This window comes from Sphingosinicella sp. CPCC 101087 (assembly GCF_004151485.1).
Lineage (GTDB): Bacteria > Pseudomonadota > Alphaproteobacteria > Sphingomonadales > Sphingomonadaceae > Allosphingosinicella.
In genome coordinates, this window is sequence record NZ_SBFF01000009.1 from 29,434 (window position 1) to 51,343 (window position 21,910).

General features: G+C 68.4%; 18 protein-coding genes. All 18 read right to left on the bottom strand.

All coding sequences use genetic code 11. From position 1 onward, the window contains the following. Positions 1 to 178: 178 nt before the first annotated feature. Genes EKM57_RS14580 through EKM57_RS14665 form a run of 18 tightly spaced genes read right to left on the bottom strand, consistent with a single transcriptional unit; the run spans position 179 to position 21,898 of the window. Positions 179 to 583: a hypothetical protein gene (locus tag EKM57_RS14580; RefSeq protein ID WP_129793255.1), complete on the bottom strand. Its 405-nt coding sequence runs from the start codon at positions 581 to 583 to the stop codon at positions 179 to 181. An 18-nt stretch (positions 584 to 601) separates the two neighbouring features. Continuing rightward, complete coding sequence (locus EKM57_RS14585) at positions 602 to 3,940, bottom strand: DUF6519 domain-containing protein (RefSeq protein WP_129793256.1); 3,339 nt, start codon at positions 3,938 to 3,940, stop codon at positions 602 to 604. Positions 3,941 to 3,950: 10 nt separating this feature from the next. Then, positions 3,951 to 6,035, bottom strand: coding sequence for a hypothetical protein (locus EKM57_RS14590; RefSeq protein ID WP_129793257.1), 2,085 nt, complete (start codon positions 6,033 to 6,035; stop codon positions 3,951 to 3,953). Further along, on the bottom strand, positions 6,032 to 8,749 hold the full coding sequence (locus EKM57_RS14595; protein WP_129793258.1) for a baseplate J/gp47 family protein: 2,718 nt from the start codon (positions 8,747 to 8,749) through the stop codon (positions 6,032 to 6,034). Before EKM57_RS14595 ends, EKM57_RS14590 begins: the two co-directional genes overlap by 4 nt. Before the next feature lie 8 nt (positions 8,750 to 8,757). After that, positions 8,758 to 11,247 carry a putative baseplate assembly protein gene (locus tag EKM57_RS14600; protein WP_129793259.1) on the bottom strand — a complete coding sequence of 830 codons (2,490 nt, stop codon included), beginning with the start codon at positions 11,245 to 11,247 and terminating at the stop codon, positions 8,758 to 8,760. After that, positions 11,244 to 11,612, bottom strand: coding sequence for a GPW/gp25 family protein (locus EKM57_RS14605; protein ID WP_129793260.1), 369 nt, complete (start codon positions 11,610 to 11,612; stop codon positions 11,244 to 11,246). The genes EKM57_RS14600 and EKM57_RS14605 overlap by 4 nt, the downstream gene beginning before the upstream one ends. Then, positions 11,609 to 11,932, bottom strand: a complete 324-nt coding sequence (locus EKM57_RS14610; protein ID WP_129793261.1) for a hypothetical protein — start codon at positions 11,930 to 11,932, stop codon at positions 11,609 to 11,611. The genes EKM57_RS14605 and EKM57_RS14610 overlap by 4 nt, the downstream gene beginning before the upstream one ends. Continuing rightward, entirely contained in the window at positions 11,932 to 12,453 is a 522-nt protein-coding gene (locus EKM57_RS14615; protein ID WP_129793262.1) for a phage baseplate assembly protein V, read from the bottom strand. The genes EKM57_RS14610 and EKM57_RS14615 overlap by 1 nt, the downstream gene beginning before the upstream one ends. Next, complete coding sequence (locus tag EKM57_RS14620; protein WP_129793263.1) at positions 12,450 to 13,580, bottom strand: hypothetical protein; 1,131 nt, start codon at positions 13,578 to 13,580, stop codon at positions 12,450 to 12,452. The genes EKM57_RS14615 and EKM57_RS14620 overlap by 4 nt, the downstream gene beginning before the upstream one ends. Beyond that, positions 13,573 to 13,929, bottom strand: coding sequence for a LysM domain-containing protein (locus EKM57_RS14625; protein WP_129793264.1), 357 nt, complete (start codon positions 13,927 to 13,929; stop codon positions 13,573 to 13,575). Before EKM57_RS14625 ends, EKM57_RS14620 begins: the two co-directional genes overlap by 8 nt. Next, a complete protein-coding gene (locus EKM57_RS14630) occupies positions 13,926 to 14,570 on the bottom strand; it encodes a hypothetical protein (protein WP_129793265.1) in 645 nt (214 codons plus the stop codon). Before EKM57_RS14630 ends, EKM57_RS14625 begins: the two co-directional genes overlap by 4 nt. A 2-nt stretch (positions 14,571 to 14,572) precedes the next feature. Further along, entirely contained in the window at positions 14,573 to 16,720 is a 2,148-nt protein-coding gene (locus EKM57_RS14635) for a DUF4157 domain-containing protein (protein ID WP_129793266.1), read from the bottom strand. Beyond that, positions 16,717 to 16,896 (bottom strand): hypothetical protein, encoded by a 180-nt coding sequence (locus EKM57_RS14640; protein ID WP_129793267.1) that lies wholly within the window; start codon positions 16,894 to 16,896, stop codon positions 16,717 to 16,719. Before EKM57_RS14640 ends, EKM57_RS14635 begins: the two co-directional genes overlap by 4 nt. After that, positions 16,893 to 18,743 (bottom strand): ATP-binding protein, encoded by a 1,851-nt coding sequence (locus EKM57_RS14645; RefSeq protein ID WP_129793268.1) that lies wholly within the window; start codon positions 18,741 to 18,743, stop codon positions 16,893 to 16,895. Before EKM57_RS14645 ends, EKM57_RS14640 begins: the two co-directional genes overlap by 4 nt. Then, a complete protein-coding gene (locus EKM57_RS21935) occupies positions 18,740 to 20,029 on the bottom strand; it encodes a DUF4255 domain-containing protein (RefSeq protein ID WP_165357468.1) in 1,290 nt (429 codons plus the stop codon). The genes EKM57_RS14645 and EKM57_RS21935 overlap by 4 nt, the downstream gene beginning before the upstream one ends. Beyond that, positions 20,026 to 20,703, bottom strand: coding sequence for a hypothetical protein (locus EKM57_RS21940; RefSeq protein ID WP_165357470.1), 678 nt, complete (start codon positions 20,701 to 20,703; stop codon positions 20,026 to 20,028). The genes EKM57_RS21935 and EKM57_RS21940 overlap by 4 nt, the downstream gene beginning before the upstream one ends. Beyond that, positions 20,700 to 21,374: a hypothetical protein gene (locus EKM57_RS14660; protein WP_129793269.1), complete on the bottom strand. Its 675-nt coding sequence runs from the start codon at positions 21,372 to 21,374 to the stop codon at positions 20,700 to 20,702. Before EKM57_RS14660 ends, EKM57_RS21940 begins: the two co-directional genes overlap by 4 nt. Next, positions 21,371 to 21,898, bottom strand: coding sequence for a phage tail protein (locus EKM57_RS14665; RefSeq protein ID WP_129793270.1), 528 nt, complete (start codon positions 21,896 to 21,898; stop codon positions 21,371 to 21,373). Before EKM57_RS14665 ends, EKM57_RS14660 begins: the two co-directional genes overlap by 4 nt. Positions 21,899 to 21,910 lie beyond the last annotated feature (12 nt).

The following is a 21,910-nucleotide window of genomic DNA, read 5'->3' on the forward strand; positions in this document are numbered from 1 at the left end:
ACCTTTACCGGTCGGCATTGCGTCGGCAGACTGATTGAGGCGATATTTCCGGATCGGCGTGCAGGCGTCGTTCCGAGGCCGGCGTCGGCCCCTCTCCGCCCACTCGCCGGCTGACGAGCGAGATCCGGAAAACCTGCCGCTGCGGATCCAGACTCTGGCTGCCGTGCGCCGGACCGGATCAGCGCTTCCTCGATCCCCGTGCGGGCTTGGGCGCGGCCTTCGCCGCTTTCGGTGCCGCCTTGGACTTTCCGGAAGGCGCCCTTTCCGCCGGCTCGCGCGCCGTCGCTTCCTTCGACCCGCGTGAACGCAGGACCGGCTCGATCAACTTGCGGTCGGATTCCACCTTCCGGTCGAACGCCTCGAGCTCGCTCCTGAGTGATTTCACGGCCACGTCGATCCGGGCAGCGTAGTCGGCCTTCTCCTTTTCGAGCCGCTCGACCCTGAGCTTGAGCGCGGCCCGGCGGCGTTCCTGCAGATCGACCGGCAGGGAAAGAGTGGCAGTGCCGGGCGAATCGAAACGGGATGCCTTGTCCATGTCCTCGACCAGCCTCTCCTGCTGCTCGAGCAATTTGGCGATGCTCATGCTTGTTCTCCGATCCTGTCAGGCGATCATGTTGAAATTGTTCTCGGGCATCGGGAACTGGTTGGCAGGGGGCCGCCCCCAATTCCCCGAATGCGAGACATTGCCGATGAAGGGCCCCGGCATGTTGTGAAAATGGTAGGACCGGAACGATCGCGTCATCGCCTTGACGTGATTGTTCGCCACCGAGCAGCGCCGCCCGACGAGCGACACGGTCGCAGCCTGGAATGCGTCGTTGAACGGCAAGCTGGCGTGGAAGCAGTAATTGCCGGTGAAGATGACACGCTCGAACCGAATGTTGATATTGTCGTTGATCGGCTGCGACAGAAGCTCGACCAGGGCCGTCGCGCCCGTGCCGATGAACTTGTTGTCGGCGATCTGGATCGGGAAGCCGAGCACGATCTGCCCGTCGGCAAGATCGAGGGGATATTCGAGATATCCGCGCATCAGCAGGGCGCGATCTTCGGCTGTCGGCGGCCGGGCGTTCATATCAGAATAGGTGACGAGATTTCCTTGCACGCTGGCTTCCAGGATCAGGTCGCAGGATATGCCCCGCGCCACCGGCGCCACCGGTCCGCCCGCCTGCAGCGGAAGCCCGATGTTCATGATCTCGTTGCGTTCGATGACCATTTCTCCGAACACCAGATAGGCGCTGATTCCGGTTCCCGTCTCGCTGCCGGAGCCGCAATTTTCGATGCGGTTCTCGATCACCTCGAACCGGCCGAGCAGCTGAACGGCCGCGATCCCTTGCGCCGAAAGGCCCGTCATTCGGTTCATCGACACCGTCGGGCCTGTCTCACGGTACAGGCCGACGCCGATGCCGCCCCCACCCTCGAACCGGTTCCCGGAAATCCGGTTGCGCTCGCCCTCGATTGCGAAGACGCCGATAAGGGCGCCGGAAACCTGATTGTCCGAGACCAGCGCCGCGTCGGCGTTGGTAAGCCCGACCCCCAGTCCGGAGGTCCTGCCCGACTGGGCCAGCCTGTTGCCGGTCACCGACACATGGGCGGCCCCGAGCACGGTGATGCCGTGCTGCGCGCCTTCCACGATGTTTTCCGTGACGATGACTCGCTCGACGGGCAGATACTCATTGTCCTCGCCGAACCCGACCGTCACCGCGACCGACTGGCCGACCGCGTCGGCCGCCGACCGGATGACATTGGCGTCGACGATGCTGCCGTCTCCCGCCACGCGGATGGCGGTGATCCGGCCGCCCTGATGCTCGATCCGGTTGCCGCTCACGATGACGGCCGCAGGGGCGGCGTCGATTCCGAAGCTCGCCTGTCCGCCGGCCGGCGCCGCGATCAGAGCGATCCGATTTGCGGCGAGCCGGGAGCCAATGGCGAGCGATTGCGGCGGCCCTTCCAAGGTGTCGTTCAGGATTATCCCGTTGACCGCCTGCTCGATATCGTTGCGCTCGGCGACGAGCGGTCCGATCAGGCCGCGCGCGAAGATGCCGATGGTCGTCGGCTGGTTCGCGGAGATCCCGGTCGTCGCGATCCTGTTCGACGAGACCTCGACATCCGCGCAGCCGCGATCGAGATGAACGCCGATCGCGACTCCTTCGATCTCGCAGCCGACGATGCACAGGTCCTGGGCCTGAAGGGCGATCACGCCCACGGAACCGCCCCGGGCGAACGATTGCAGGCGATTGTCCTCGAACACCATCCCGCTGGTGCCGCGTATGGCGATCATCGCCGTGCCGCCCGACGCCTCCCCTTCGCGCCAGGTGATGCCGTGGACGCGAATGCCGGGCTGGCCGGGCGCGAAGACGTTGAGCAGGCTGGAGCCGCCCGACCCCTGCACCACCGCGCCGAGGCTTTCGCCGTGGAGCGAGACGTTGCCGCGATCGATCAGGATCGGTGCCGCTATCGCGTGCAGGCCGGATTTTAGGCAGACGCAGCCGCCTTCGTCGGGAAGGGAGTCGATCGCGGCCTGAATGCTGTCGCCGGGCTGGACGACGACGGTGCAGCAGCCGACCGATTCGGTCGGGCGGGGCCGGCAATCCTCCACCACCTGCGGTGCGCCGCCGGCCGGAACCTCGACCACGGCGAGCCGGCAATAATGATGATGGATTCCGAGCGGCGGAGCCTCGACGAGCGTCTCGACGACGCGACCCGCCGTGCGCGCCGTGAACAGCCAATGGTCGCCGGGCCTGAACGCACCCCCTGCCGGGTCCAGGCTGAAGCTCACTTCGACGCCGTCGCCGAGCTGGACGAAGGTGCCTGGAGGCGGGACGGGGATGAGCCCGGCCGAGCCGGGCGCCCCCAGGTCGACCAGCATGTTGCCGTCGGAGTCGCGGACCACGCCGGACTGGTCCCATTTGCGCAGACGCGGGTGGAAGGCCTGGTCGAGCTCCGGCCCGGCGCCGTCGAAAGCGAGCGTTCCGGCCGGAAGCGCCGCGCCCAGCGTCACCGTCTGTGCGCCATCGTCGACCGACTGAACCTGCCGGAAGATGCCGGGCGTGCCTTCGAGCTCGCGCCGATCGTCGGTCACCTCGACCCAGTCTCCCGGATTGAAGCGCATCACGTCGTCGCGCGCGACGCGGGCGACGCGCAGCACATCGCCTGCCGGCAGCGACAGGATCGCCGTCGCGACGGTCGCATTGTGAATCGCCCATTTGAAGCGGAAGGCGCCAGCCGGGTCCCGGTCGTGGATCTCGACCCGATACAGTCGGTTCTCGAGGCCGGTATAGCCGCTTCCCGGGGGCAGAAGGCAGGGATCGTTCTGCGGCGGCCCGACATGGGCGCGGCTCGACAGGCGGCCGGCCGAAGGCGTGACGATGTCGAGCCAACCCGGCACCTCGCCGTCGGGAGTCGCACAGCCCGCATCGCCGACGTCGTCCAGCTCGCGGACCTGCCAGACGGTCTGGCCGCGCCCCGTCGTGTCGACCGCGACCGCCGGCTCGATCAGGGTCGGATCCTCGAGGTAAGTGACCGTGCGCTGCCAGACGTCGAGATAGAAAATGTGGCGCCCCGGACCGAGCGGCCCGGGCGCGAAGCCGGGACGCCAGGGCTGTTCGTCGAAGGGAACGACGCCCATACCCTGCCGCTCGGCGAGGATCGGATTCCACGCGAAAGGCGCATTGCCGTGATTCTCGGCCTGCAGTCCGTCGACGTAGAGCCGGCCCGGCTGGATGACGATTTCGCCCGCCACGACATCGATCCTGAAGCTGTCCGGCAATGCCGCCGGCAGCGCCACACGATCGAGGATGTCGAACGTTTCCGAGCGCCACCGCCGATCCTGGATCGCCTCACCCTCCAGGGAATCGGCATCGAGCCTCACCCGGCCCTGCTGTTCGATCGTCCAGGCATAGTTGTTCCGCGGATCGAAACGAACTCTACTGATGTCCACGGTCATGACGGCCTCCTCAGGTCGCGAAGATGGCGCCGGCTTCCAGCCCGGCGACGAGATATTCTTCCATGCGGATGCGCAGATTGGCCTCGCGCTGCGGCTGATAGAGCTTGTGGAACACGCCCATCTCGCTTTCGTCGTCCGCGCCGGTACGGATCTCGACCGGCGCCGCCCGCAGCAGTTGGGCATAGCCCGGCCGGCCGTAGCGAAGGTCGGTCCAGGACGGACGCAGCCGGTCCCGCACGGCATCGACGATCGCATCGGCCTCGGCCGCCGAAAGCATCGGGTTCGCTTCTCGCGCCGTCCTCAGCGCGGCCGCGACGGCGTGGCTCGGCTGGCAGCGGTGGCGGCGCGGCACCGCCGATCCGGGCGGCACGTAGCTGAACCGGACGCAGCCGATCTGGCGCCGCTCCGCGCGGACCGGGGCGGTCCAGGTGTCCGCCGGGGCGAGCGCCGCGGCCAGGATGCTGTTGGAAACCAGAGCCATCGTCGCGACATGGATCTTCCCGAACACCGTCGTGTCGATCATGTGCAAGGTGGGGCCGACGTCGGCACCGTCTGCGCCCGCGATTGCGGGCAGCATGCTGTCCGTCGCGTCGACGATGGAATCGATGATGTGCAGCTGGGTCGAGCGATCGGCGTGGATCGGCCCCAGGATGGATTGCTCGATCTCGACGAGAACATTCTCGGCCTCGATGAGCAGGCTCGGCGCGCCGGGATTGGTGGGCAGCCCATCGAGGCCGAGCCCGTGACCCGGCACCAAGGTGGAATGGCGGATGCGCAGCCGCCGCAGCGCATTGTTCGCCGCCGGCACCCGGATCCGCCCGCCCGCGATCAGCAGCCCGTTGAGGGTGACCTCGGCGCCCGCCGCGCCGGTGATGACGAGCTCGCCCGGCAGGTCGATCAGCGGCCGCTGCTGGTTGGCCGCGCGCAACTCCACGCGAACGTCGGCGTCGGCCGCAACAGAGACGGAACCCGCATAAGCGAGGCTGTCCGCGATTTCCACCGCACCGCCTCCCTGGACCTGGTCGAGCTCCGGCTGCAGGACGGTGCCGCCGGAGACGGGACGGACCGGCGCCAGTTCTTCCGCGAAGCTCGCCGCCCGCTCATAGGGTCCGCCGCCGACGTCGGCGCTGAAGCCGTGATTCCAGCTGACGATCACGACGTCCGGCGCCGGCCGGTTCGGCGGAAAGCTGATCCGGCCCAGCACCGGATCGATGGCGACGACGTCGTCGGGAGCATGGGCCCAGGCGCCGGCGCCGGCATCGCCGAGATGGCAGCCGCGCACGTCGGCGAGGTCGAGCGCGACGCCGTCCGCCTCGATCGACAAAGCGCGTGGATAATAGTCCGCGGTGAACTGCGCGAACCGCCGTCGGCCGATCGGCTCGGGGACGTTGAGCGGCCCCGCCAGCGCCACGATGTCCGGTTCCGCGACCGGCGCATTGAACAAAGGCGCATCGGCAGCGAGCGGATTGAAGAAGAAGCGCCGCGGATCGGCGGGATGGCGCCCCGCCGCGACCCGCTGAAGCGGGTAGGCGCGCAGGCGCCACAGGAACAGGCCGATATTGCGGATGTTGTGCCGTCCCTCCCCGATCGCGATGCGGCCCACGTCGATCGTATGGGAGAGGCTGTCGAAGGCGCTTTCGAGCCGCTCCAGCGGCTCCCAGTGCCTGAGATCAGGGCTGGCCCCGTTGAGCGGGCGTACATGGTTCAGATTCTGGTTCGTGAGCAGGATCTGGAAGAATTCCTTCGCGTGCGCCGGCCATCCGGTGACATCGCGCGCAAGCTGCTCGAGCATCACGACGGTGCCCTTGCGCCGACGATAGGCGATGGTGTTCGCAATCTCCGCGCGCCGGCCGATCGCTGCGGGGATGCCGTGGATCGTGCGATATCCGATCAGGTCGCCGATATAAGGCAGCACCCAATCCGCCGCGGTTTCGACGAACGCATTGTCGTAGAGGAAGGCAGCGTCCTCCTCAAGGATCCGGGCCTGCTCGCCGAGCACGGTCAGGAACTGGCGAAGCGGATGATCGAGCTCCGCATCGCGGGTCCGGTGAACCTCCGGCAGCAGGTCGAAAAGCGCTTGTCCGTCCCAGTTCATGGCATCAGCACCAGAGTGTCGAGGGGTCCGGGGTCGAGCGACAGCAGCTCGGCGCCCCGCAAGGCGCCGTTCGGCTCGCGCCGCGGCGGATCGGCGTGCAGGCGCGCGGCATTGCCGCCGCCGGACTCCGCGCGATAGAGCGCCGTCAGGCGCGCCGCGACCACGCCGGAGACGCCATGCACCGCGGCGAGCACCTCGCTCGCCGCCACCGGCTGGGCAAAGCCGCGCCTTTCGAAGCCGAAGTCGGCACGCAGCGCCGCCTCGACCGCGCTCAGCACGTCGTCGGCGACGAAGGCGGCATCGGCCTTCACGGCCAGCCCGACGCGGAAATGCACCGGAACATGGTCGCCGACGTGGAACCGGGCATAAGGATCGCCGGCCCCGGCGACCGCCGCCGTCAGCGCGGAGCGGATGGTTCCGGGGTCCGGAATCGGATCGCCCCCTTCGGCCGCCGCCGTGACGAAGACGAGCTCGCCGACGCCGTCCCAGATCGGCACCGCCAGCGCCTTGGCGATGCCGGCATAAGCCCGCACGAAATCCTCATAGTCGAGCAGCGAGACGGTGCGGTCGAGCGTGCGCACCTGGACGGGCGCGCTCTGCCGGATCGCATCGCCCGCCTCCGCATCGGCTCCGCCCTCGGCGGGAAGCGGGTTGTCGACGCCGACCAGCCCGAGCGGGCGGGTCGTGGGCTGGTTGAGCTGGTGCGCCCGCACCCGGCCCTCCAGGCCGAGTCCCTTGCGATACTCGCACCGGACATTGTCGATTCCGGTCGGAAGGCGGGCGCCGGTGATCCCGTCGCCGAACGTGATGATGCTATGGCCTTCGGCATCGATGCGGGTGACATAGATGCGCTCCTGCGGGCCATGACCAAGCAAGGTCGGGACCTCGGTCCACAACATGTCGTTGACGCGGACCTTCAAGGTGGGCGCGGCCCCGCCGGGCACGGGCGCGGTGAGGTGGGTCTGCGGCGCCTGCCGCGTGCGGAAGGTCTGGAAAGCGACGCGGCTGTCGCCGCCGCCGAGCACTTCGAACACGCTCTCGCCATGGGTCGCCTCGGCGACGTTCGCATTGATCCGGACGGATCTGCGCAGCAGCGCATCGGTCAGCGCCGGCGTGATCCTGCTTCGCGTGCCTCCGCCCGGCGCGAAGACATGCTCGACCTCCGCCAGGGCAACGGCCCGCGCGGCGGGCTCGGCGCCACCCCCGGAGAGGCCGCCGCTCAACAGGACCGGCCGGCCCGGCTCCAGGCCGGGATACCAGCCGTCCAATTCGATGGGGCTCGCATTGCCGTCGATCACCGCGTCGGCGATCGGCTCCTCCGCCAGCGTCAGCAGCTCGCTCTCGACATAGGCGCTGGCGGTGCGGATCTTGAAGCTGGAGAAGCCCGTGCTGGCATGCAGCGTCAGGCGCGTGCACTTGCCCGAGACGGTGAACTCGCTTTTGGTCAGCTCGGTGGCCGCGTCGATCTGGTAGAGGCTCCAGGTGGAGCCGTCGCGAAGCACGACGTAGCTGTCGGTGTCCGCTCCGTCATAGACGGCGTCGAGATAGACGTTGCTGCCGCCGTCGCTCAGCAGCGTCAGGTCGCCGGTATCCGCCCACTGCGCCTCGGTCTTTCCCTTGAACGGGCCTGGGATGATTTCGTCGATGACGACGTCGCCATTCTCCTCGATCTCATAGGTGATGGTGTCGCCGATCAGCGATTGCGGAAGCGTCTTCAGCCGGGGCGCGGCATGGCCGAAGATGGCGGCGCGCCGGCGGAAGACGAGCACCTGCCGCGGCGGCGCGGGGAGGTCGCGATAGGGCCCGAACAGCGCCGCCTCATCCACGCCCGCGTCGGTGATCAGCTTGGTGACATCTCCGGCGCTGAGCGTCTGACCCAGCACCGATTGCGCGACCGGCGTTAGCGAGACGGCGGGCGTCGCCGGCGTCGGATCGATGCTGGGAGCGGGTGACGGAGCGCCGCCGACCCGCTCGATCCTGACCTCGGTCATGTCCACCGATGCGGGATCCGCGGCACGGTCGGCCGGAAGCACCTTCACCCGCCTGACCAGCGCGAACACGCTCTGGCCGTCGTCGGCGCGGTACCACAGGCCGTCACCCGGCCTGACTCCGGTGGCGGCGCCCGCCAGCAGCAGCCGCGTCTGCGTCGCCGGCAGCGGGTGCGGCCGGGTCAGCCGAGGGCGGATGCCGTTCCACTCCGGACGGGCGACGATGCCCGACAGGGTCTCGAACGTCACCGGCATCTCGTCCTCGCCGGGCGTGCTCATCACCTTGGCGCCGGCCTTGATCTCCACCGAGGCGGGCGCGCCGGGCGCATCGCTCATGGCGAAGGCGAGCCGTGCGCCGGCCGCAACGCCGGGGCTCGGGCGATAGCCGATCAGCCGGGTCAGCTCGCGCAACGACTGGGGCTCCACCGCCGTCGCGACCAGCGCTTCGTTCGCCAGCCGCTCGGAATAGAAAGCGAGGATATCGCCCACGACCGACCAGGCATCGACCAGCGCGATCGAGAAGTCGTCCGTCTCCCGGGTGCGCAACTCCGATAGCTTGCCCAGCGCCGAGGAGCTGAGCAGGGCCTGCTGGGTCCGCCGGAAGCTCCCATAATCCCCGATCCGCACATCGACCGAGGGCAGACCGGGCCTGTTGTCCGGCTGGCGCGGCGCCTCGGCGGTCACGCCGGCGCAGCCGCGGCAGGCCTGATCGAGAACGGTGGCCATTCCGCCTCCTACTTTCCGCCCCGGAGGACGAGGCGGAACTCGCCCCGCTCGGGAAAATTGGGATCGCTGTCCAGCCGCGGCACCTCGAGACGGTCGAAGGCGAGCTGGCCGGCGGCGATGCCGTCGCTGAGCGGCTCCCCGAGCCGTCGGAACGCGATTGCCTCGACAGAGGCGACGCCGGGCACAGCCTGAGCCGCGGCGATCAGGGCGCTGAGATAGACCGTCTCGCCGAAGCTGAGCCGGTCCGGGTGGAACAGGCTCAGACTGCCGTCGGGCAGGCGCCGGTTACTGAATCGTTCGGCCAGCGCGACCGCGACGCCGGACCGGAAATATTCCGGCCTGACGCAGACGGCGAGCTCCAGCTCGAGCGCGACGTCCCGCGGCTGGTCCACCGCCAGGTCGCGCCCGGCGAGACGGTAGGGTTCGAGGAAATCGCGCACGTGCCCGGCAAATTCGGCATCGACCGGCAGACCGCCCACGCGATCCGGCGTCACGAATATCGTGTGCCAGCTGCCGGTGTGGCGCCAAGTGGCGCGCGAAGCCTGCAGCTCGCCCATGCGCAGCGGGACCTTCGTATAATCATCGCGGGTGACCACCCGCTCCTGCGTCCGAAAGGCGAAGGGCGCGCGCTGCCGGACGCTCTCGATCGTCTCGGCATCGGCGCCGCCGGTCGCGGCAAGGGGATTGCGGACGACAATGATCTCGGGCGCGTCGAGCCGGACATGGACGAGCGTGTCCCGCCCGATATTGCCCGCCTTGCCGTTGCCGAACCGATAGTCCGCGGCGAAGCTGGTCCCGGCATCCGGCCGCTGGCCGTGCACGTCGTCGCCGAAGCGCAGATAGGCGGTGCCGCCATGCTCGACCTCGGCGACGAAATGGGTGTCGAACGCGCCGCTGTTGAGCAGGTCGAGCCGCGGCGTCCATTCGGCCACGTTCGGGCCGAGCGCGCTCGCAAGGCGCATTCGGGAAGGCAGGATCGTGCCCGAAGGGGCCAGCATCGCCGTCGCCGCGGCGGCCGGATCGATCGCACAAGCCTGGGTCAGCGGCTCGTTTCGGAGGCTCGGCCTGAACCGGGGCGCGATCTGCCGAAGGTCGGTTGGTGCGCAGGGATCCCCGCCGCAGGGCCCGGCCCAGGCAAGATCGGCGGCGGGAACGAGGCCCAACGCTTCGTCTCGCACCGTCCGTCCATGATCGGCCAGCACGATGTTTCCACGGGCGACGCTCACTTCGGGCACGGTGGTGGCGCCGAAAGCCTCGTCGGTGACGGTCGAAATGCAGAGGGCAAAAGGCAAGGCATCTTCCGCGCGCCACTCAATCTCCGTCACCGGCGCGCCGGTCACCGGATCCGTGCGGGGGGCGGCGCCGTCTAGCGCGTCGACCGACACGAGCCGCACCGGGTGGCGCTTGGCAGGATCGGCGTCGGCTTCGTTCCCGGTGCGAGGCCCGACCACCTCCTCGAAGATCAGGACCTCGCCGACGCGCAGATCGGGAAAATGGCCCGCGAGCGTCGCGCGGGTCGACCCCGCCGGCAGCATGCAGCGTGAATCGCTCCAGCCATAGAAGGGCATGCGGCCGTGCGCCGCGAACAGGGCCTCGACCGCCTCCATCGCCTCGAAGACCGCGCTTGCCTGATCGAGCAGCGCCGGATCCGCCCCGATCGTGGCGCTCGGGCCGCCGAGCCGGGTGGTGAAGGCGGTGCCGATCGGCACCGCCGGAGGATCGCCGGGATTGAGCGGCCGCACGTCCGCGCTGACGCCGATATGGACGAAGGTGCGCGCGTTGACACCGTCGCTCATCCGATAATCGACGAGACGGGCCAGCCGGCGCACAGACGCGCGCCGCCTCGCACGGCCGAGAAATGCTTCGGTATGCGCGTCCTCCTGGCGCCAGCTGAGGTCGTCCGCTGCATAAGCCAGCAGCTCGACCAAAGTGACGCCGAGATCCGACGGGTTGCGCTCGGTCCAGTTCGGAATCGTCGCCGCCATCCGGTCGAGCATCACCCGGCGGAAACTCTCATAATCCCTGGCCAGATAATCGATGGCCGGCGTCTCTTCGGTCGGACAGGGGCAGATCCAGCGCGGACGGCAGTCGAAGGCGCTCGGGCATTCCGCCTTGAACGAGAATTCGACGCTGGCGAGCTGCGGGTCGAACCCCTGCGGCGGCGACGGATCGACCGCGCTGGCGACGAGCGTCAGCCGGTATCCGGAAAAGTCGCCGGCCTGATCGACCTCCACTTCGACGACGTTGGCCTGCCCTCCGGCCGCCATCATGACGGCGGTGGCGCGAATATCGCGGATGCGGACTCCGCCCTCGATGAGGATGTTGGCGGGCGTGAAAACGAGCGGAGCCGGATCGCGGATCAAGTGGATCTGGATGATTCGCTGCCGCAGCGCATCGCTGGGCGCGTCCAGGTCGACGATCTCGACGAAGTCGATACCGTTCAACGAGCTTGCCGCGGTGGCGGAGCGGCGCAATGTGTCGCAGCAGAAGTAGATCATGTCGCGACGCTCCGGCTGAAGCTGTCGACCCGCGCCTCGCCGGTCTCGCGCAGGACGTAGCGGACCGTCACCTCGATAGAGCCCTCGCCCGCCAGCACGCTGACCTCCTGCGGCTCGATCTCGTCGCTCAGCCATTGCTGGAGCGCCGACTGGACGATCATCTGGGTCGCGGCGGCGAGGTTGGTGCTCGCGGGTCCGAACAGCAGAGCCATCAGCCCGGTGCCGAAATCGGGCCGCATGACCCGCTCACCGGGCGCGGTGAAGAGCAGCTGCTCGATCAGCTCGCGGACATGGGCCGCGCGGTCGGCCGCGCCGGCAGTGCGGCCGCGCCCGTCGAAGCGATAGGGATAGCCGACTTCGGTCATGTCGCGATCGCCCTCGGTTGCACCACGGTGGGGATGAGCGGCGTGCCGGTCGGCGCGCAGATCGCCTGGCTGTCCATCAGCAGCAATGGCTGACCCATCGCCAGCACGCGCAGCGCCGACGTGACGAACTGGGCCGTGACGCACGGCCCGTTGGCGGCGGGCGGCGGCGGAAGGGCGCAGCCGGCGACGAGCCACGGCGCCGGGAGGGTCGCCACCGGCTGGCCGCTGACCAGAACCCGCGGCACGGTGACGCTCGGCGTCCCCTGGCCGGCATGGGCGCAAAGCACGGTCGCGCCGAGATGGAGGATCGGCCCGGGCATCAGGTCACCGTCAGCGCGCCGACATTGATGTCGACGGTGGGGCCGACCATCGAAATCTGCGCGCCCTTGCCATTGTTGATGATGATCCCGACGTCGCTGACCGAGATGGTCGCGCCGGTCGTGCTCTGGAGGACGATCCCGCCGACCCCCATCGGTCCCAGCCCGTCCGAAACGACGATGCCGTTCTTGAGCGGCGTCGAGATGGCGAAAGCCGGCGTGGGCGGCGGCGCCGTCAGCGCCAGGGCGGGAACTTCCGCAGCCGTGCCCCAGAACCCGCCGACCCAGATCGGATAATCGGGATCGCCCTGCTCGAACTCGACCCAGACTCCGGAACCGGGAATCGGCACGGCAAAGGTGCCCGTCTGGATTCCGGCCACCGAAACGCAGGGCATCGCCCAGCTCGACAGCATCACGCCGGAAACTGCCGGGACCATCACCTGGATGCGCCCGATCATCATGGGATCGACATTGTTGACGACCGTGCCGCGATACTTGCCGAGAAAAGGAGGCCGCGAACTCATGCCGCAATCCTGTCGGCGGTCGAAAGCAGGCCGTTCCGGCTCAGCTCGAACGCCTGCTTGAATTCGCCGCGCGCGATGATGCTCTTGACGGAATCGACATAATAGAGGCCGTCGAAGGCCTTGCCGGCCCCACGGACGCCGACCAGCTTGCGCGGTTCGAGCAGCCGGCCACAGCTGCGCACGTCGAGCGTGCCCCTGCCGGTGACCACCTTGCCTGACGCCTGCGCCGCCTTCGCCATGCCGACGATCACGCCCTGCAGCGGATTGTATTTGGCGGTCTCGGTGATCGGTTCGATTCGGAGCGGCAGCGCCGGGATCGCACCCAAGGGCGGGCTCAACGGCGTGATGTCGGGGACCGGTATCGGAATCGGAACCTTGGTCTGCTGGTTGTGGATGTAGACGATCGGCAGCACCGCCTTCGAGGCATCGTAAGAGAAGCTCAGATCCTCGACCGTGCTGCGCGCATCGAAGTCGAGGCTGAGGGCGGGCTGCTCGCGCCCAACCTTTATCTCCGGTCCCCAATAGCCGAAGCTGGTCCCGACCTCGGGGCCCGGCTCCATGTAAAAGACGTAGCCGACCCGATCGGCGAGTGCCTGGATGTATCCCAGGTCCTTGCCCTTGTGGGTGGGAATGCTCTCGATCGGAATGGGGACGTCGAGCAGAATGCTCGGGATCACCTTCGGAATGATGCCGAGAAACGCATATTTGGCGAGGATCAGCGCCACCCGGGCGAAATCGGGCATAGCCGGATAGGGAATGCCGCTGAAGTCGATGAGGTCGAGGATGCGGGAGAGATCCTCGCCGATGATCGTCAGCGAGGCGGTGCCGGGGCGGGCGCCGCGCCCGGTTTCGTGATGGGTCATCACGCCGTCGATCAGTATCTGGCGCCGGCCGCCGATCACGACGGCGATGACGACCCTGACGATGGGGACCGAGACGCCTCCGGAAAGGAGGAACAAGGTGTGAAGCGGCGAGCGGGTCGAGATGTCGAACACCAGCTCGAAGACGCTCGGCCCGCTGCCCGCCGTCGTCACCGTCACCGATTGCAGGGCGTCGAGCACGTCCTTCGACACCGGCAACGGGACCGCCGGGCCGATATAGAGTTCGAGGTCGGTCTTCTCAGGCACCGGATTTGCTCCCGCCGGCGCGGGTGACCGCGACGTGGAGCGTGTCGCCCGGCCGCGCGGTCAGAGAGGGGGCGTCGAGCAGGTTGGCGTCGCACAGCCGCCACATCTGGGTGGGATCGCCGAACTGACGCGCCGCCACATGGTCGGCGCGCTCTCCCGGCGCGACGCGGTGCCGCCCCACGACGTCGAGGTCGGAAGGCTGCGGCGCGAACCGCCGCTTGAGATAGACCCGTGTCTCCCCGTTCGGCAGCAGGAGCAGGTTGACGCCGAGCCCGTGATAGCGGCTGTTCGGCGAAAAGGCGCTGGCCTCGAGTCCCGGCGCGGCGAGCATGGCGGCTATGTCGGTCATGGCAAGGCTCCGATGCCCAGAGTCTCCAGGCCGGCGGTCGGAAACCTGCTCGCGAGCTGCTCCTTAACGACCAGGTGATTGAGGAAGATCTGTCCGCCCTTCGCGGCAAATCCGAGGTCGTCGACGGTCAACACGCGCAGGCCGAGAGTGATCGTGGCTCGGATCGGGTTGAGCGCCGGATCGAACGCTTCCTCATTGATCGACAGCTCGCCGATCCGCACGGGCACCACCCGGTTCTTGCCCCAGACGAACAGCGTCAGCGGCTGCTGCATCGGGAGGATCTCGAGCACGCCGCGCTGTGCCTGACGGTCGACCTCGAGAAGCTGCCCGCTTTCCGGCGAGGCGAGCAGTTCGAGTGCCGCCAGGTGGCTGGCAATGCCGCTCGATCCCGCCAGGCTGTCGCCATTCTCGAGCGCGTCGGTGGCATCGATCACCGCTTCGAGCGAGATGGTCTCGACGGCCGGCCCGGTGAGCCTCAGGGCCTCGGACCGGTCCGCCTGCTCGCCGAGAGTCTTCAGCTGGAAGGCCCGACTGAGCCGCGTCGGATTGATCTGCATCGGAATGACGCGCCTCAGCGCGCCTGTCGTGGGGTCGGCCACGACGAGGCCGGCCTTGGTGATGCGGGGCGCCGTGCTCAGCATCGTCAGCTTCCCCTGACTTCGAAGGCGAGCGTTGCGCCCGAGATGACGGGGACGAGCCGCTTCTTTGTGATGGTCGTGCCGGACTTGTCGGCTTCGGCGTTCGAGATGCCCGTCTTCTCGCCCTTGACCTCCTCCTTGCCCCTGCGATCCTCCCTGCCGACCTGCTTGCCGGTCTTGCGGCCGGCCTCCTTCTCCTTCGATCGTTCCTTCGAGCTGCCTTCCTGCTGGCTGCTGCGGTCGATCTTGACGTCGCTGGAGCCGGTCCGCTCCTCGGACCCTTCCGTCCGGGAGTGGCGCTCGCCGGTTTCGTCGGTGACCACCGTGCCGGTCGTCGTCGTGGTGAGGTCGATCCACTTGCGCGCGATCTCGCCCTTCAGCGTGCCGCCGATCGAGAAGGTGCCGTTGGCCTCGATCTTCAGGTTGAGCCCGCTCGCATCGTCGTCGTCGAGGAAGGGGAGGTACTTGAGCCCCCGCTTGACCAGCCCCTTCAGCTTCCCGAACAGCCCCTTTGAAAGCCTGCCGATCGGGAGCGCCAGTCCGACCAGGTCGCCGATCCCGATCCCCAGCTCTGTAGCGAGCTCGGCCTTGAAGTTGCCGTCCAGCTTTCCGGAAATCTCGTTGGTGAGGGTGACGGTGGTCTCGGTTCCGGTCTGCTTCGACGTTTCGTTCTTGGTGTCGGTGGCATCGCGCTTGCTGGTCTCGTCGGTCTTCTCCTGCTTCTTCACGTCCTCGCGCGTTGTGCCCTTCTGCTGCTCCTTGCCGACCTCGCGCCCCTTGGTCTCCCCCGCTTTCTCTCCCTCGCGCACGACCTCGGTCTCTTCCTCCGAGCGGATCTCGCTGTCGGTGCGCTCGTGATATTCTTTCCGTTCGAGAGACTCTTCGCGGGTCCGGATCTGCTCCTCCGAATGCTCGGTCATGTTGGCGATCTGATCCTGCTCCATCCCCTCCACTGTGGCGGACAGTTTCACGACGACGGTATGATTGAACGGAGAGATTGCGGGATAAGGCGCGCTGACCGGTTCGGGCACGCGCGTGTCCGGCGCGACGTCGCCCGACGAATCGATCCGCCCGACCATGAAATCGGCTCGGCCGCTGCCGTCCTTGCCGCGAGGGTGCTTCATGGCCCGGCGGAGAAGGACTTCCTTGGCGCCCTGCTGGCCCATCGACTCGTTCGAGGCCAACGTCAGCGGCTCGTCGGCGCCGCTTGGCTTGATCGAGAGATTGTTGAGGAAGATGCCGAGCGGGCCCTTCAGGTCGGGAAGCTTGCTTCCGCCCTTGACGTCATATTCGAAACGCCAGTCGAGCGGGACCTCGTCATGCATGTGGTCGGCGACGCTGCCGAGCAGCTTGAGCAGCTCATCCTCCTCATCCCCGTGAAAGTCCTCGCGCAGCTTCTTCGGACCGCCCAGCTGATCCACCAGCCATTCGCGCTCCGGAAGCGTCGCGTCCTTCAGGATCGCGAGGATAGCCTGCTCGTCGTCATTGCCGGTGAAGCCGGAGATCATCTCCCGGATCAGCGCGAGGCGGACCTCCTTGCTCCGCGACTGGTGCATCTTCTTGGCGACCACCTGGCGGGCCATGTCGTCGCCCTCGCTGCCGCCGACCGGCTCCTTGGATTTCTCGACCTCGAGCAGATAGACCTTAAGCTCATCGTCGCTGTACGTGCCCTCGCCCACCAGCCGGGCGAACCATTCGCCCACGCCAAGGCGGCGAACCGTCCGCGGCTCGTCCTCTCCCCGCTCCTTGGCGACGACGTGCGCGAGCTCATGCGTCAGCGCGCCCGTTTCCCCTCCAGGCAAGGCGATGTGCGAGCCGACCGTGAAGGCGCGCGCGCCGATGCCGGCGGCCGCCACCTTTGCGGACTGGTCGGAATGGATGCGGACGCGGCCGAAATCGTGTCCGAACGCGGTCTCCATGATGCGGCGCTGCGACGCGGGCAGCGGCTGGCCTGGCGTCCGGGCGACCTGATCAACGGCGGGCGGTGCTGCGAAGTCGCTGTCGGAGGGATCGTGGCTCACGGCCGGCCTCGACGATAGGCCCAGCTTCCGCTCGGCCGTCCGGGCCCGCGCATCGGCCGCGTGTTCGGCTTGTGCGCCGTGGCGGCCGACGGTCGTGCGCCCGGGTTCGGCGAAGGCGCGCGTGCCGCTCATGACCCTTCTCCCCCGGCCGCGCGAGCGATGCGCGTGACGACCGCGCGCGCCGACGCTCGGTCCGCTGCCCGATCCGGCTCGATCTCTCGCGCGATCATTCGGCGGAATCGGTCGGCGTCGAACCCGGCGCCGACGGACAGGGCGCCGATCCGGATCCTGATGTCGCGACCGCTCATGCCCGCCTCCGCCCGCGCGCCAGCTGGAGCATCATCTGCGGGGCCCCCAGCTTCGCCCCCTCGGCGCCGATCGCGCCCCTTATGTGCTCGGGGCCGATCTTCCGGCCCGCCTCGGCGGCATTGAAGGCCGCATTGAGCGCGATGTTGCGGATGCTGCCGCCGGCAAGCGACAGGTGCGAGAGCTCGGCCCAGTCGGGCGAGCCGGCGACGAGCGTGGCCGGCAGGGCTCGACGCCACAATTCCTCCCGCAGGCGCCGATCGGGGAAGGGGAAATGGACGACGAAGCGGATCCGGCGCAGGAACGCGTCATCGATCGCCGATTTCTGATTGGTGGTCAGGATGGCGAGGCCGCGATAGGCCTCCATCCGCTGGAGCAGGTAGCTGACCTCGAGATTCGCGTAGCGGTCGTGGCTGTCATGGACTTCGCTGCGCTTGCCGAAGATCGCATCGGCTTCGTCGAACAGCAGAACGGCGCCGCCCGCCTCGCCCGCGGCGAAGACCCGGTCGATATTCTTCTCGGTCTCGCCGATATATTTGCTTACCACCTGGGACAGGTCGATGTGGAGCAGGTCCAGGTTCAGCTGCGCCGCGAGGGCCTCCGCGGCGGTCGTCTTGCCCGATCCGCTCGGCCCGGAGAACAGGGTGGTGATGCCGAGGCCGCGGTCGCTCTTGCCGGCCATTCCCCAGCTTCCATAGACTTTCGCCTGATGGCGCACCTGCGCCCCGATCGCATCGATGGAGCGGCGCTGAGCCTCGGGCAGGACGATATCGTCGAGCGTCACGGAAGAGATCACCCGTCGCACGATCGGTCCGGCGTCGCGCCGGGTACGCCGCCGCGCCTGGTCCCACGCGCGCTCGACGATGGGGCGCCTGCCGCGCTCCGCCTTCGCCTCGGCGCCGGCGCTTGCGATCTCCGCCGGGGACAGCGCGAACTGCCAGGCGAGGCGCTCGAGATCCGGGTCGCCGGCATCGACGTGAAGCGCCCCGGCCCAGAGTATCGCTCGCTCGCGAAAGCTGACAGGCGGGAGCTCGACGCGAAGGAGATCGCGTTGGGTCATGCCAACTCGGCCCACCATGAAGAGCGGACCGGAGAAACTGTCGACGAACGGCGCGAGCCAGGGGCTGGGCGCGTCTCCCGGGTCGATGACCGGAACGATCCCCGCAAGGAGCAGGTCGCGCTCCCATAGTCGCGCACTGTCGCGCAGGGATTCGCCGTCGGCCAGCAGTGCGGTCAGCCCGACCCGATCGGCCGCGGCCTGAGCGACGGCGAGACGATCGGACCGGCTGCCCCCGTCCAGCTCGAATGCGGGCACGGGCGAACCTGCACGCAGGCGGCGAGCGAGCTGTTCTGCCAACTCGACATGCGCGCCGGGCAGGGTCCCGGCTTCGATCGACGCAGCTTCGCGGCTGACGTCGCTGGTCCGCTCGGCGGTCCCGGTGAGCCAATGCAGAAGCGCCGGATCGACTCGAAGGGGGGCCTGGATGAGAGGTCTGCCCTGCTGAACCTCGATCAGTCGCCAGCGGCGAAGCGACTGGTCGGGTGAGAGCGCGCTCCAGTGCGGTTCGGCCAGAGTGGCGAAGGCGACCTGCGCCGTCGGAGCGATGCCGGATGCCGCAAGGCCGCCGTCGAGCTCGACCGCCACCGCCATGATCAGCAGTTCCCGCTCGAAGGCGGTCAGCGACAGACGGTCGGAAAGGAGGTCGATCCTGAACGGCTTGCCCTTGATAGGGGCAGGTGGCTTTGGCTGAGCTCCTTCGCTGTTCGTCATCAGCGCCGCGACGCGGCCGATCTCCGCCGCGAGATGGTCGCGATTTGCTTCCAGCCAACTGGAACGGGTGCCGCTCATGCCGGCACCGTGATGAACTGTGCCGGTTCGAAGACCGGCGGTCGCTGCGTGCGATCGATCAGCCAGCTGTCGACGCCGTCGATGCGCAGCCGCGCCGGCTGGCTGCCGGCGGGCAGCGCTTCGAACCGGAAATGCAGCTGGTCGGCGGGCGCCGGCAAGGCATCGGTGACGGCCTCGCGGCTGCCGATCGTCAGTGAGACGATCTGGCCCGGCCGCACGCGCGGAACGACGTCGAGATCGACATCGACGCTGCCGTCGGGCGCGCGCACAATGGCCATTGGCGGCAGGTCCATCACTGGCGCGATGGCGAGGCCGAAGCCGTTGGTGCGGCGCGGCGCGGGCTCGCCGGCGAGCTGGACGTCCAGCTCGATCGTGAACGGACCGGCACCCCAGTTTGCGGCATCGTTGGGGATCTCGACCTCGACCTGCCGGTCGCTGACGCCGGCCGCCGGAACCAGTATGGGATCCTCGAAGCGCGGATTGGTGAAGCGGGCGACCACCGGGTTTCCGCCGAGATGGTGACCACGAAGAATGATCGTGTCGCCGAGCCGCGCGCTCGGCTGGCCCAACGGCAAGGTCAGGCCGGCGATGGCCGGATAGGGCGGCACGAGGTCCGGCTGCAGCGTCACGCCCGTATGCCCGACGCCGAGCGTCAGCACGGGCAGCGGATTGCGCGCTGGCCGCGTCGCCTCGATCAGCAGGACTGTGACGACATAGGCGGCCGAGCTGCGGAGGCTCGCCGCGCACGCCGTCCAGAGCTTCGACTGATCGTCGAGGCTGAGATAGGCCGGGTTGATTCGGATCTGCTCGAGCTGATCGGCAAGCCCGGTATTGGCGAGCGACTGGAGGGCGGGCGGCAGATCGCCGCCGATCAGCGGAAGCGAGTCGAGCGCCGTTCGGATCTCCTCGCGGCCGATGACCGGATGCTCGTGGAGGATCTGGAGCACGTGGCCGAGCAGGATCTCGGCATGAAGATCGGCCGCGCCATAGGCGCTCACCAGATAGTGCAGATCGATGGCGAGCGGCGTGTTCGCGACGCGATCGCCGTTCGCGTTGCGGGTCGGCAGAACCTGGTTCGCGAGACCCGTATTGAGGCTGATCCGGTGCATGAACATGTTCAGCACCGACTCGCCTTCCTGAATCTCCTCCTCCACCAGATCCGGTGCGCGGGCCCGGACGTTGACGTTGCCGCCGAGAGTGCCGGAAACGTCCGCGTCGATCATGGCGTCGTTGACCAGGTCGCGCAGGATCTGCGTCACCCCGGCGATGGCGAGTGCCGTGCTCATCGCCGCCCCTCGCGACGGGCTGCGCGATAATCGTCGAGCGTCAGCATCCGCGCTCTGGCCGGCGCTGGCGAGGCGACCTCGATGCGGCCGATCTCGATCGTCACGCGATCCGGCGCGGCCGGGGCCTGCGGGACGGTCGAGACAGCAGCGGTCGGCGCCGTCGGTGCGGTGGCCGGTGGCTCGACCCGAGGCACGGCAGCCTTTCCTGCATCGCGACCTTCCTCGCGGACGGGCACGAGCTTGGCGATGCGCTGCCGCTTCTCCGGCTCGAGCGGCGACCTTGAGGGGCGGCGCGCGGGCCTGAGACCCGCCGACGCGGGCTCGGGGCCCGGGCGGCAGACCGGCTCCTGCACCGGATCGGGGGCATCCGGCCGAAGGAGCCCGGTCTCGAGGTGCGGTGCGGAGCGCGGGGGCTCGCGGCCGGCTTTCTCGGGATCTGGCTTCGCTTCCGGCTCCTGCCCCGCCGGCTGATCCGTGCGCGCGGCCCGGACGTCGGCGGCGACGTGACTCTCGCGTCGCATCGCAATCGGTCGCGAGCTCGCACCGCCCTCTCCCAGCGGCTCGCTTTCCCATGGCTCATCCGCTTCCGGCTCCGCCACCATCGGCGGAGTGATCGGCCGGACGGCACTCTGTCCTTCGACCACGCGGGCGATGAGGCCGTCCAGCGCGCTCATGCCGCCGAAAGCTCCAGATAGGCCGCCCGGCGTGCTTCCGGCAGCTTCAGAATCTCGCTTTCCGTCCAGCCATAGGCGCAGGCCAGGCGGTGAATCTGGGACAGCAGATGCCGCGCCCGATCTTCCACCTTGGCCCACAGGAAGGCGCCGACGTCGAATCCGAACACCGTCTCGGCTCCGCAGTCCGGGCAGGTCACGGCAATCTGGGGATCGAGCAGAGGATCCGCGGCGAGAAGCGCGGCGCCCACCTGCTCGGCCTCGCCCGCTCCGAGCTCGCCTTTCCCGGCGCACAGTTCGGCAAGGCGGCGCGACGGGTCCGGAGCCGCGACGGCGGCGAGGACATCGTGCGTCGTCGGAAATCGCACCGGGACTCGCTCGCCGTCGATCTCGACCAGGATCGGCGCGGTCGGCGGCCCGGACATCAGCATGTCCACGGACGCCGCCACCTCGATCGCGCCACCGCAGGAATCGCATTCCGCGACGCCGGCCAGATGAGCCCCGGCCATGCCGGCAAAGAGCTCGAGCAGCCGCCGGTCGCGCACACCGATCGGCAACCGCTCGGGTTCGGCTTCGCCGCCGAGCCTCGCGAGCAAGGTCGCGGCACGCCGCGCCGGCGGCTGCGGCCGCGCATGCGTCCAGGCGTCGAGAAAGAGGCGGGCGCCGTCGGTCATAGCGGCTCGGTGAAGCTGGGCTCGGACGGCTCGGTGACTTCGGGATCGCGCTCCCACCCCTCATTCTCGAGCTTCAGGGTCTGGATCGCGATGGCGCTGGCGCTCGCATCGAGGTCGGGCAGCGACTGGAACTCGGATACCCAGCAGCGGAACAGCTTGTAGGCGATGGCGAGCTGGCCGGCCTCGTTATAGACCTCGATGATCAGGTCCTTGCGGAAGTCCTTGAGCGACACTTCCGCCCCCAGTCCCGAACCGAAGTTCCAGACCTTGTTGGCCCATTGCTCGAAATGCTTGTCATGGGTGACGCCGCGTTCGAGCGTCACGGCTTCATATTTGGTCTGACCGGGCGAGCGGCGGACGCTGCTTGGATCGCCGCCTTCGCGATGTTCGACCACCTCGGTGGTGCGCTTGAGCGCGCTCACCTTGCTGATGCCGGCGACATAGTCGCCGCCGACCTCGCGGACGCGGAACTTGAAGCTCTTGTAGGGATCGAAGCGTTGCGCGTTGACCGTGAACCTGGCCATGGCCGTCTCTCC